The following is an 11,894-nucleotide window of genomic DNA, read 5'->3' on the forward strand; positions in this document are numbered from 1 at the left end:
CCCAGGAGGCATTCGTGTCGGAAACCGTGCGTGGCGTCATCGCCCGAGGCAAAGGTGCACCGGTAGAGATCGTCGACGTCGTCATCCCCGATCCCGGACCGCACGACGTGGTCGTGCGCGTTCAGGCATGCGGGGTGTGCCACACGGATCTGCACTACCGCGAGGGCGGCATCAACGACGAGTTCCCGTTTCTGCTCGGCCACGAGGCCGCGGGCATCGTGGACACCGTCGGCGCCGAGGTCACCCACGTGACCCCGGGCGATTTCGTGGTACTGAACTGGCGCGCGGTCTGCGGACAGTGCCGTGCCTGTAAACGCGGGCGGCCCTGGTACTGCTTCGACACCAGCAACGCGAGCAAGAAGATGACGCTCACCGACGGCACCGAACTGAGCCCAGCCCTCGGCATCGGCGCCTTCGCCGACAAGACCTTGGTGCACGAGAAGCAGTGCACCAAGGTCGATCCCGAGACCGATCCGGCCGTCGCGGGCCTGCTCGGCTGCGGCGTCATGGCGGGGATCGGCGCGGCGGTCAACACCGGCAATGTCTCCCGTGGTGACAGCGTCGCGGTGATCGGCTGCGGCGGCGTCGGCGATGCCGCCATCGCGGGAGCGAGGCTGGCCGGGGCGAAAACCATCATCGCCATCGACCGCGACGCGCGAAAACTCGCCTGGGCCACCGAATTCGGCGCGACCCACACCATCGACGCGAGTACCGAGGACGTGGTGGAGCGACTCAAGGAACTCACCGACGAATTCGGCGCGGACGTCGTGATCGACGCGGTCGGTCGTCCGGAAACCTGGAAGCAGGCGTTCTACGGGCGCGATCTGGCCGGAACCGTGGTTCTCGTGGGCGTCCCCACCCCGGAGATGACCCTCGACATGCCCCTGATCGACCTGTTCTCCCACGGCGGCGCGCTCAAATCCTCGTGGTACGGCGACTGTCTGCCCGAGCGCGACTTCCCCGTGCTGATCGACCTGTACCGCCAGGGCCGTCTGCCGCTGGACCGTTTCGTCTCCGAACGCATCGCGCTCGACCAGGTGGAAGCGGCATTCCACTCGATGCACAAGGGTGACGTGCTGCGATCGGTGGTGGTCCTGTGAGCGCGCGTATCGATCGGGTCGTCACCTCGGGCACGTTCTCGCTCGACGGCGGCACCTGGGATGTGGACAACAACGTCTGGCTGATCGGCGACGACAGCGAGGTCGTGGTCGTCGACGCCGCGCACGACGCGGACGCGATCGCGGCGGCCGTCGGCGGCCGCAACGTCGTCGCGGTGCTGTGCACGCACGGGCACAACGATCACGTCACCGTCGCACCGGAATTGAGCAAGCGCCTGGACGCGCCCATCCTGTTGCACCCGGGCGACGAGCCGCTGTGGCAGATGACCCACCCCGGCGTCGCGTATCGCTCGCTCGCCGATACCGAGCGAATCACGGTGGCGGGCACCGATATCGACATCCTGCACACCCCCGGCCACTCCCCCGGCTCGGTCAGCCTGCACCTGCCCGACCTGCGCGCGCTGTTCACCGGCGACACCCTGTTCAACGGGGGGCCGGGAGCCACCGGGCGCTCGTATTCGGATTTCGACACCATCATCGAATCCATCCGGACCCGACTGCTCACTCTCCCCGAGGACACGACGGTGCACACCGGCCACGGCGACGGCACCACCATCGGCGCCGAGAAGCCCGCGCTGGCCGACTGGATCGCCCGCGGTCACTGACCCGGTGACACGCCTAGAAAGGCCGGAGCCCTCGAACGGGTTCCGGCCTCCGGGACGGCGGTCTACAGGATGGCGAAGGCGACGACGAGACCGAGCGCGAAATGCGCCGCGGCGACGACGAGAACCTCGACGGTGTAGGTATCGGCGTGCAGGGCGTTCCCGATGTGGATGCCGAGCACCCGCTCCAGCACGCGCACCGAGATGACCTGGGCGATGATGCCGACCAGGCCGTACACCAGCGAGGAGATCAGGCCCTCGGACAGTTTGCCCTCGGAGGAGAAGATCGCGAGGACCACGATGATCGCCATGCTGATGATGCCCGCGGCGGTCACGATGATGGCGTTGGGCTTGCCCGCGGCGACCAGTTTGCGCAACTTACCCGGCGTCGTCAGATCGATGGCGTAGAAGCCGATGAGCATCAACGCCAGGCCGATCACGGCGTAGAGGAGAATGGCCCCCACGCCTTCGCCGAGTGAGCTCCAGTACCCCGATTCGAGGGCGACTGCGGTCATCGATGGTCCTTCCTGAACACTGAACGTCTAGTTCGTGGGAATGCGGTGCGGGACGAAGGCGGCGCCGTCGTCGGTGATCAGACCGGCGGTCTCCCTGATACCGAGACCGGCGGCGGTGTCGCCGACCATCCAGGCACCGAGGACCGGCCGCATATCGTCGAATTCCGGCAGCGGATCGAGTAATTGGTAGACGAAACCCTCGTCGCCGTACATTCCGCCGGTCGCCGTCTCCATACCCGCGCCGACGATCGTCATATTCGCGCCCTCGCGCCCCAGTTTCGGTTTGCGGATGTACTCGGTGAGTTCGTGCGGCTCGTCGAGATAGGCGGGCAACAGATTCGGGTGCCCGGGATACATCTCCCACAGCACAGCGAGGATCGCCTTGTTGCTCAACAGGGTTTTCCACAGCGGTTCCACCCACATGGTCTGCGGCAGGCTCTGCACGACCTTCTTTCCGAAGTCGTCGTCGAGCACCCACTCCCACGGGTAGAGCTTGAACGCCGATTCGATCGGTGCCTCGGCCAGATCGACGAAACGTTCCAGCTCGGAATCGAATCCGATCTCCTCGATCGGCAGCGCGATGGTGTCGAACCCCGCTTCGGCGGCGGTCTCCTGCATATACGCCGTGGTGACGTTGTCCTCACCCGTGGCGTCGGCGGACGACCAGCTGAAATGCAGTTGTGCCGAGGGCAGGATGTCGCGCAACTCGCGCCAGCGCTCGACCAGCTTCTCGTGCAGCGAATTCCACTGGTCGTCGTCGGGGTGGACGGTGGTCAGCCAGTGCCACTGGATGATCGCGGCCTCGAGCAGCGAGGTCGGCGTATCGGCGTTGTATTCCAGCAGTTTCGCCGGACGTCGCGCGTCGTAGCGCAGATCGAAGCGGCCGTACACGTGCGGATCGCTGCGCCGCCAGGATTCGGCGATCGGTTCCCACGTCCATTCCGGCAGGCCGAATTCCCGGTATCGCTCGGTCAGGACGACGTGTTCGACCGCGTGCAGGCACATCGAATGCAGCAGTTCGACATCGGCTTCCAGCGCGAGGATCTCCGGCATGTCGAATTCGTAGTGCACCGATTCGTCCCAGTACGGGCGCGGCTGTCCGCTCGCGTCGCGGCCGGGCGCACCGTAGACCAGGCCCTGGCCTTCGATGATCTGCTGCCATCCCGGCCGCGGCGTGCCTCGGACACGCCGCATTACGATCCGCCCCCGGTGCTCTTGCTGCCGAGTCCGCCGCGCTGCACGGTGGTGCCGGACTTGGTCTTGATCTCGGTGCCCTTGGGCCGCACGGTGACCGCGCCCGTCGGCGGTTTGCCGATGGTGGTACTGCCGCCGTAGTAGTAGCGGTACTGCGGCCAGCCTCCGAGCAGGATGATGGCGCCCGCGCTGTTGCGTCCGGTGTCGTCGTCGGCGAACCCGGCCTGGCCGGGCTTGCAGAACTTGTCCTCGACCACGACCTCCTGCCCCTTCTCGTTCACCTGCACGCACGAGGCCGTCACCGAATCCGGCGCTGTCAGCGCGCGATACGCGAGATAGCCGCCGCCGACCAATCCGGCGACACCGACGACGGCGACACCGCCGATCAGGACGCGATTGCGGTTGCGCTTCTTGTTCTGCGTGGCGGCGACCGCCGCGCGCTGCGCTTCCTCGGCGCGTTTGCGCGCTTTGTCGCGCGCCCTCGACTCGGCGACCGTCGGTGGACGCGGTTGGGTGACACCGGGTTCCTGGCGCTGGACACTGCCCTGCCAGGGTTGCTGGTCACCACCCTGCTGGGGCTGCGCACCGAACGGCGTGGTCGGAACCGGCTGGCCCGCATCGGAACCTGTCGAACCCGGGGGCGGCCACGGCGGCGGCGCACTGCCACCGGCCCCGGAAGAACCTCCGGGCGACGGCCACGGCGGAGGCGCGTTATCACCAGACCCGGAAGCCCCTCCGGGCGGTGGCCACGGCGGAGGCGTATTGCCACCAGCCCCGGAAGAACTCTCGGAAGGCGGCCACGGCGGAGGTGCACTGCCACCAGATCCGGAAGGACCCCCCGCCGGAGGCCACGGCGGAGGCGCGTTACCACCGGACGCGGAAGAACCTCCCGCCGGAGGCCACGGCGGAGGCGCGTTGCCACCGGATCCGGAAGGACCCCCGGCCGGAGGCCACGGTGGCGGCGCGTTACCACCAGATCCGGAGGAACCTCCGGGCGGCGGCCACGGCGGCGGCGCGTTATCGCCGGACCCGGGAAATCCTCCGGGCGGCGGCGGAATCGGCGCACCACTACCCGGTTCTTCACGACCGGAACCGCCAGATGATTCCCCACCCGGTTGCTGCGTGCTCAACGAAACCTCCCCGGCACTCTCGAAACCACCACTACCGCTCCTCGAATCCGGGCATATCACCCCGCGCGGGCTCCCAGCTTTCCACAACCAGGGTCACCCGGCCAGCCGTATCGCCCGAGCGCAACAGTTCCAGCAACTTCAGGCAGGCGGTGCGCTGTCCCTCGGCGACCACGTGCACGCGGCCGTCGGGTGCGTTCCTGGCATATCCGGTGAGTTCGAGTTCCAGTGCGCGCGAGCGCGTCCACCAGCGGAATCCGACACCCTGCACGGTGCCGTGCACCCACGCACTCAGTCGCGCGCGCTCGTCCGGCCCGGATCCCGGCGCAGGTAACTCACCCATGGCGCAGACCCTAACGGGTGCGATGTCGGCGGGTGCACTCCACCGGTGGAGTCGGTTCGCGCTGCGGCGCGGCTTCCCGCGTGTCGGCTCAGGCGTCGACCTCGAACGACAGGGTCACCTTCGTGCCCGACTTCAATGTCCGACCGACGGTGCACACCTTGTCGATGGCCCGCGTCACGGTGACGAGTAGTCGCTCGCGGGCCTCGTCGTCGAGTTCGCTCAGATCGAGTTCGAAGACCTCGTCGAGCTGCGGGTAGACCTCGTTCTCCCGATCCGGGTCGCCGGACACCCGGATGGTGGCGTCGAAATTGTCGCCGAGCCGACGCGAGAGCGGGAAATCCGCGCTCAGACCCGAGCAGGCGGCCAGCGCGATCTTCAGCAGTTCGCCCGGTGTGAACCGGCCGGGGACCCCCTGCGACCCGATCAGTACCTCGGCGCCACGGGAACTGCGACCGGTGTATTCGCGGGTTCCGGTGCGCTCGGCCCACAGCGTGGTCGGTTCCGCGCTCGTCGGCGCTGCCGCGTCGCTCACGGCGGCATTGGTCACGGGTGCAGCGGTCTGGTCAGCCATGGGTCGATCCTGCCATTGTCGTCGGGACGGTCGGGAACCACTCACGGTTGGCAACACCGTCCGGACGCGCCCGCATTCCGGCGGGGAGCATCGTGGCGTCCGGAGATGCCGCCGCGCCGCGGTAGGGGCGATGGTCTGCCATGTCGACAATGCCACTCTCCGCGTGCAGCACCGCGGGGGTATCAGCGTCTGAGGCTCGGCGAGTGAACCAGGCCGCACAGTGCGACCTGGTATCGACGGTCATGGCACGGTGAGGACGATCTTGCCGACGGTACGCTCGGTGTCACCCAGAGCGTGTGCCTTCGCCGCCTCCGCGAGCGGGAAGGTGTCGGCGACAGTGGGGCGAAGGGTGCCGGCCGTGGCCATATCGGCGATTGCCCGCATTCCGGCCTGATCGGCCTCGACCAGCATGAGAGCCACACGAGCAGAGTACTTTTCGGCCTCGGACGCCATCTGGGCAGCGTCGCCGCCGAGTAGTGACACCACGATTCCCCCGGGACGCACGACGCGCAACGACTTCATGACGTTGTCGCTGCCGAGTGGATCTACCACGACATCGACATCGCGCACAGCCGTGGTGAAATCGGTTGTGCGATAGTCGATCACCTCGTCGATGCCCAACTCGCGCAAGAAGGGGTGATTCGGTGCGCTCGCGGTGCCGATGACATGAGCGCCACGTGACTTGGCGATCTGCACCGCGAAATGACCGACTCCTCCTGCTGCGGCATGAACCAGAACCCGTTGTCCGGCTTGTATATCCGCGATATCGATCAGCGCTTGGTAGGCGGTAAGTGCCGCCAGCGGGATAGCGGCGGCCTCGGCGTGGTTCAGATTGCTCGGCTTTCGGACGAACGCGCGCGCCGGGCCGACAACGTACTCGGCCGCGCTCCCGTGTCCATGCGGGTAGGGCAGCATGCCGAACACCTCGTCACCCGGGGCGAACAATGTCACGCCGTAGCCGACCGCGACCACTTCACCTGCGACATCCCAACCCAGGACGAAGGGGGGTGCGGGCAGGAACATGCCGGAGAAAGCCCGGTGCTTCCAGTCGGTCGGGTTCAGAGCGGTAGCACGCACACGGATGAGAATTTCGCTCGGTCCGGGTTGCGGGACCGGCAGTTCGATCTCGTGCAACACCTCGGGTCCGCCGAGGACTTCTTGGCTGATCGCATACATCACGGTGGGGATAGCGGAGTTGCTCATAGTTCGAGCGTGCCTGCTGTCGACAGAGACTGAAATGGCACGATTGCCATTGTTCGATAGAATCGGGCCATGGTGAGTCTGACGCCACATCGCGTGGTCGTATTGGCGCTCGATGGTGTATATCCGTTCGAGCTCGGAATCCCGAACCGTGTCTTCGGGGTGGCCGATGGCCGATACGAGATACTCACCTGCTCGGTCGACGGCTTCCCTGTGCGCAGCCAGGCCGACTTCGGCATTGCGGTCGGGCGGGACGCCGCGGTGCTGGAAACCGCCGATACCGTAGTGATACCGCCCTGCGATATCGCGCCCTATCTCGCCGGTGAACCGCCGAGGTCGGTAACCGATGCGCTGACGAGAATTCGACCCGGTGCCAGGATCGTTTCCCTGTGCAGCGCGGCGGCGGTGCTGGCGGCTACCGGGATGCTGGCCGGTCGCCCCGCGACCACGCACTGGAGCGTGACCGATCAGTTCCGCCGCGTCTTTCCGGAGCTACGACTCGATCCGAACGTGCTATGGGTCGATGACGGCGACGTCCTCACCTCGGCAGGGGCTACCGCCGGTATCGATCTGTGCCTGCACCTGGTGCGGGCCGACTACGGCAGCGAGGTCGCCAACATGGTCGCCCGTCGCTGCGTGGTGGCGCCGTGGCGCGACGGCGGTCAAGCCCAGTTCATCGAACAGCCCATACCACCCACAACGTCGACGGGTACCGCGACGGCCCGACAATGGGCTCTGGCCCGCCTGCATCTTCCGCTCACGCTGGCCGAACTGGCTGAACAGGCACGGATGAGCCATCGGACATTCGCACGCCGATTCCGTGACGAGGTGGGTGTCAGCCCTGGCCGGTGGCTGATCCAGCAGCGCGTCTTCCAAGCGCGTGAACTGCTCGAATCCACCGACCTGCCGATCGACCGCATCGCGTCCGAGGTCGGCTTCGCCACCGGCACTTCCTTACGTCAACACTTGCACGAGGCGATCGGTGTTTCGCCGATCGCTTACCGCCGTAACTTCCGGCAGGCACGCCGGGACAAACTACTGCGGCCTGCTGAACCCGGGTATGTGCCCGCGGGCCGTCGGCCTTCGGAACCGTCGAACTGTAGTCCCCAGCGTTGAGGGTGGGGACTGTTGCAAGACCGCGGGCGGAAGAGCCGTTGTCGGTGCCAGAGCCGATTTCGGTGTAATCGGGTCACCGATCGCGATCGGCCACTCTCATTCCTGGAAGCGGTAACCCATCCCCGCCTCGGTCAGCAGGTGTTTCGGGTGCGACGGATCGTCCTCGAGTTTGCGGCGCAGTTGGGCGAGGTAGACCCGGAGGTAGTGGGTTTCGGTGGCGTAGGACGGTCCCCAGACCTCGCGCAGCAGTTCCTTGCGCCCGACCAGCTTTCCCCGGTGCCGGACCAGCATTTCGAGCATGCCCCATTCGGTGGGCGTCAGATGAACGGCCGCACCGTCCTTGGTGACCTTCTTGGCGGCCAGATCGACGGTGAACGACGAGGTCACCACCACCGGATCGTCGGAATCGGCCGAGGCGGCCGCGCCGCGCCGAACGGCCGCGCGCAGCCTGGCGAGCAGTTCGTCCATGCCGAAGGGTTTGGTGACGTAGTCGTCGGCGCCCGCGTCCAGCGCCTCGACCTTGTCGGCGGAATCGGTGCGGGCCGAGAGCACGATCACCGGGATCTCCGTCCAGCCGCGCAGCCCGGCCAACACCTCGATCCCGTCCATATCGGGCAGCCCGAGATCGAGGATCACCACGTCGGGATGCCTTTCGGCCGCCGCGCGCAATGCCGCCGCGCCGCTGCCCGCGGTGATCACCTCGTAGCCGCGCACCGACAGGTTGATGCGCAGCGCCCGCACGATCTGCGGTTCGTCGTCGACGACCAGCACCGTGATCGACGGGCCGTCCTGCTTCGTTTCGGTCATCGAGACTTCGCTCCGCCTCTCCGGATACTGCGCCGTGGCCCGTTCGATCACGGTCGTTGTCATCATCGGCCACCGCCTTCACGCTCGTCGACGGGGTTCGGCGCCGACGCGACATCGGCGGGAACCACCTCGGGCGTCTGTTCCGTCGCGCCCGTCGCGGTCCGCGACGCCGTCCCGACGGACGCGGACCCGGCCGACGTCTCCGGGTCGGCGGGCAGATCGACGACCATCGTCAGCCCACCACCCGGCGTCGGTTCGGCGTGCACCGTGCCGTCCATCGCCTCGACGAAACCGCGCACCACCGACAGCCCCAATCCGACACCGGTGGTGTTGTCGTGATCGCCCAGGCGCTGGAACGGTTCGAACAGTTGCTCCTCGGCACCGCGGGGGATGCCGGGGCCGACGTCGACGACCGTGAGCGAGACCCGGTCGCCGACCCGTTCCGCCGTCACCCGGATCGGGGTGTCGCGTCCGGAGTGCCGCAACGCGTTGTCGATCAGGTTGGCGACCACCCGTTCCAGCAGGCCGCTGTCGGCGAGCACCGAGACCTCGCCCACCGCCACCTCGACCCGATCCATGGCGGCGCGGCGCGGTCCACGCGCACCCATCCCGACGCTGACCAGCGCGCGATGCACCACCTCGTCCAGATAGATCCGGTGCACCCGCGGCGTCACGACGCCGACGGCCAGGCGCGACGAGTCCAGCAGATTGCCGACCAGCGCGGTCAGTTGATCCACCGACTCCTCGACGGCCTCCAGCAGTTCGGCGGTGTCCTCGGGCGAGAATTCGACATCGTCGCTTCGCAGACTGGAGACGGCGGCCTTCGCCCCGGCCAACGGGGTGCGCAGATCGTGGCTGACCGCCGACAGCAGCGCCCGGCGCAACCGGTCCGCTTCCAGGAGTGCCGCCGCCGCGCTCGCCTCCTCGGCCAGTCGCGCCTGTCGCACCAGACCCGCCGCCTGGTTCGCGACGGCGGTCAGCACCGGCCGGTCACCCGCCGACAGCGCGGATCCCGCGAGCAGCAACGCGCTGGTCGTGTCACCGGCTTCGACGACGGTCTCGGCATCGGCGACCCGGCGCGGCGGATCGACCCCGACCTCCGCGACCACCACGTCACCGCACATCATGGCGACCGCGCGAAACCCGTAGGTCTCGCGCACCTGTTCCAGCAGTTTGGGCAGGTCGGCGCCGTGCAGTATCGCGCCGGCGAACATCGTCAGCAGTTCGGCCTGCCGAGAGGCCTTGCGCGCCTGGCCCGTGCGTTCGGTCGCGACATCGACCAGGGCCGCCACCGCGACCGCGACGATCAGCAATACCACCACGGTGACGAAACTGTCGGGTTCGGCGATGGTCAGGCTGTAGCGGGGGTCGGCGAAGAACCAGTTCAGCAGCAGTCCGGAGAACAGCGCCGAGAACGCCGCGGGCACGACGCCGCCCAAGAGAGCGACCGCGACCACGCCGATGAAGAACATCGCGCTCAGACCGCCGAGTTCGAGGTACCCGTCCAGGAACGCGGCGCCGATCCCGCAGACCGCCAGCGGCACGAGGACCGCGGCTAGCCAGGCCGTCACCGGCTGCCGGGGTGCGATGGACCGCCGACGCTGGCCGCGGTTGGCCTCCTCGTGGGTGACCATGTGGACGTCGATCTTCCCCGACCGCTGCACCACGGTCGACCCGATGCCCTCGTCGAAGATCCTGGCCCAGCGCGACCGCCTCGAGGTGCCGAGCACCAACTGGGTCGCGTTCACCTCGCGGGCGAATTCCAGTAGCGCGGCGGGCACATTGTCGCCGGTCACCGTGTGCAGCGACGCGTCGAGACTGGCCGCGAGATCACGGAGCCTCGCCATCCGCGCCGCGGAGACGCCGACCAGCCCGTCACCGCGCACCACGTGCAGCAGGACGAGATCGGCACTCGATTTCGTCGCGATGCGACTCGCGCGCCGGACCACGGTCTCCGATTCCGGACCGCCGGTCACCGCGACCACGACGCGCTCGCGCGCTTCCCACAGATCGGTGATCTTGTGGTCGGCCCGGTACTTCGCCAGCGCCGCGTCCACCTGATCGGCCAGCCAGAGCAGGGCGAGTTCGCGCAGCGCGGTCAGATTGCCCTGACGGAAGTAGTGGCGCAGCGCGGCGTCGACCTTGTCCGCGGCATACACGTTGCCGTGGGAAAGCCTGCGCCGCAACGCTTCCGGGGTGATGTCGACCAGTTCGACCTGTTCCGCGCCGCGCACGACCGCGTCGGGAACGGTTTCGCGCTGTTCGACTCCGGTGATCTGCTCGACGACGTCGTTGAGGCTCTCCAGATGTTGCACGTTCACCGTCGAGATGACGTCGATACCGGCGTCGAGTAGTTCCTCGATGTCCTGCCAGCGCTTCTCGTGCCTGCTGCCCGGCGCGTTCGTATGGGCCAGTTCGTCGACGAGCACGACCGAGGGTTGGCGGCGCAGCACCGCCTCGACGTCGAGTTCCCGGAATTCGGCGCCGCGATAGGTGATCGGCTTGGTGGGGATGCGCTCGATTCCCTGGAGAAGTTCCGCGGTCTTGGCCCGGCCGTGGGTCTCGACCAACGCGGCCACCACATCGCGACCGCGTTCGACGCGGCGATGCGCTTCGCCCAGCATGGCGAAGGTTTTGCCGACCCCCGGTGCCGCACCCAGGTAGATGCGAAGCTGACCGCGTTTCACTCGTCCATCATCGCGCGCCACGACGCGCGGCCACCGTTGCGAACACGGTCTGTCGCGAGCTTCGTTCCTCGGCGACCGACGCCACGATCACCGGCCGCCACCTGCGATGTCCTTATCAACAGCGCGCAGAGTACGAACCCCACGACGAGGGTGACCGCCACGACCGACTTCCTTTCGAACACCGGGGTCGCGCTGGGATGTCCGCTCGGCCTCTCGATGTCGTTCCTACCCCCGGTGTCCGGCGACGAGCGCGGTCTTTACGACGTCTTGACGGGATCGCGCCCGGCCTTGACGGACTCTTTCCACACGCGGCACGCCCCGTCAACGAGACGTCAAGGCCTGCCGCCGGACCGCCAAGAACCCGTAAGGAAGCGCGGCGACGGCCCTTTCACGGACTTGACTCACCGGTGCGCACTCCATGAGGGGAGTGCGAACGGAGGTTGATTGTTCATGTCTGTCGTGATTTTCACGGTGCTCACCGTGGCGGTGTTCGCACTGCTCGGCCTGATCCAGCGGGCGGTGGAGAAGCTGTGATCGCGAATCTGGTCGGTCTCGTGCTCGCCGTCCTCGTCGCGCTGTACACGGTGGCGGCATTGCTCTTTCCCGAGAGGTTC

Annotated in this window: 13 protein-coding genes; 4 read left to right on the forward strand and 9 right to left on the reverse strand. The window is 67.5% G+C overall.

The genetic code is table 11. The features are described from left to right. Positions 1–14 precede the first annotated feature (14 nt). Complete coding sequence (locus JZ792_RS15615; protein ID WP_216911188.1) at positions 15–1,100, forward strand: S-(hydroxymethyl)mycothiol dehydrogenase; 1,086 nt, start codon at positions 15–17, stop codon at positions 1,098–1,100. Continuing rightward, positions 1,097–1,723, forward strand: a complete 627-nt coding sequence (locus JZ792_RS15620; RefSeq protein WP_216911189.1) for an MBL fold metallo-hydrolase — start codon at positions 1,097–1,099, stop codon at positions 1,721–1,723. The genes JZ792_RS15615 and JZ792_RS15620 overlap by 4 nt, the downstream gene beginning before the upstream one ends. Positions 1,724–1,785: 62 nt before the next feature. Here JZ792_RS15620 and JZ792_RS15625 read toward each other — a convergent pair whose 3' ends face one another. The 6 genes from JZ792_RS15625 to JZ792_RS15650 all read right to left on the reverse strand — a co-directional run bounded on the left by JZ792_RS15625 (position 1,786) and on the right by JZ792_RS15650 (position 6,673). Beyond that, on the reverse strand, positions 1,786–2,235 hold the full coding sequence (locus JZ792_RS15625) for a DUF350 domain-containing protein (RefSeq protein ID WP_216911190.1): 450 nt from the start codon (positions 2,233–2,235) through the stop codon (positions 1,786–1,788). Between the two features lie 27 nt (positions 2,236–2,262). Further along, positions 2,263–3,429 carry a glutathionylspermidine synthase family protein gene (locus JZ792_RS15630; RefSeq protein WP_216911191.1) on the reverse strand — a complete coding sequence of 389 codons (1,167 nt, stop codon included), beginning with the start codon at positions 3,427–3,429 and terminating at the stop codon, positions 2,263–2,265. Beyond that, entirely contained in the window at positions 3,429–3,782 is a 354-nt protein-coding gene (locus tag JZ792_RS15635; RefSeq protein WP_254189899.1) for a hypothetical protein, read from the reverse strand. Before JZ792_RS15635 ends, JZ792_RS15630 begins: the two co-directional genes overlap by 1 nt. A gap of 808 nt (positions 3,783–4,590) precedes the next feature. After that, positions 4,591–4,899: an acylphosphatase gene (locus JZ792_RS15640; protein WP_216911192.1), complete on the reverse strand. Its 309-nt coding sequence runs from the start codon at positions 4,897–4,899 to the stop codon at positions 4,591–4,593. Between the two features lie 88 nt (positions 4,900–4,987). Beyond that, complete coding sequence (locus JZ792_RS15645; RefSeq protein ID WP_216911193.1) at positions 4,988–5,470, reverse strand: OsmC family protein; 483 nt, start codon at positions 5,468–5,470, stop codon at positions 4,988–4,990. A 240-nt stretch (positions 5,471–5,710) separates the two neighbouring features. Beyond that, a complete protein-coding gene (locus JZ792_RS15650) occupies positions 5,711–6,673 on the reverse strand; it encodes an NADP-dependent oxidoreductase (protein ID WP_254189880.1) in 963 nt (320 codons plus the stop codon). Between the two features lie 69 nt (positions 6,674–6,742). On the opposite strand from JZ792_RS15650, the gene JZ792_RS15655 reads away from it, so the two are divergent. Then, on the forward strand, positions 6,743–7,786 hold the full coding sequence (locus JZ792_RS15655) for a GlxA family transcriptional regulator (protein ID WP_216911194.1): 1,044 nt from the start codon (positions 6,743–6,745) through the stop codon (positions 7,784–7,786). A 96-nt stretch (positions 7,787–7,882) separates the two neighbouring features. On the opposite strand, the gene JZ792_RS15660 is transcribed toward JZ792_RS15655, so the two are convergent. From JZ792_RS15660 to JZ792_RS15670, 3 genes are all read right to left on the reverse strand, one after another. After that, the gene (locus JZ792_RS15660) at positions 7,883–8,593 is read right to left on the reverse strand and encodes a response regulator (RefSeq protein ID WP_216911195.1); all 711 of its coding nucleotides are present in this window, start codon (positions 8,591–8,593) and stop codon (positions 7,883–7,885) included. A gap of 62 nt (positions 8,594–8,655) precedes the next feature. Beyond that, on the reverse strand, positions 8,656–11,280 hold the full coding sequence (locus tag JZ792_RS15665; RefSeq protein ID WP_216911196.1) for a sensor histidine kinase: 2,625 nt from the start codon (positions 11,278–11,280) through the stop codon (positions 8,656–8,658). After that, positions 11,277–11,441, reverse strand: a complete 165-nt coding sequence (locus JZ792_RS15670; protein WP_216911197.1) for a hypothetical protein — start codon at positions 11,439–11,441, stop codon at positions 11,277–11,279. Before JZ792_RS15670 ends, JZ792_RS15665 begins: the two co-directional genes overlap by 4 nt. A gap of 289 nt (positions 11,442–11,730) precedes the next feature. Between JZ792_RS15670 and JZ792_RS15675 the strand changes: the two genes are divergently transcribed. Further along, positions 11,731–11,814 carry a potassium-transporting ATPase gene (locus tag JZ792_RS15675; RefSeq protein ID WP_109529663.1) on the forward strand — a complete coding sequence of 28 codons (84 nt, stop codon included), beginning with the start codon at positions 11,731–11,733 and terminating at the stop codon, positions 11,812–11,814. Positions 11,815–11,894 lie beyond the last annotated feature (80 nt).

Origin of the sequence: Nocardia noduli, from assembly GCF_019038455.1 — a bacterium.
In the GTDB taxonomy this organism is placed as follows: domain Bacteria; phylum Actinomycetota; class Actinomycetes; order Mycobacteriales; family Mycobacteriaceae; genus Nocardia; species Nocardia noduli.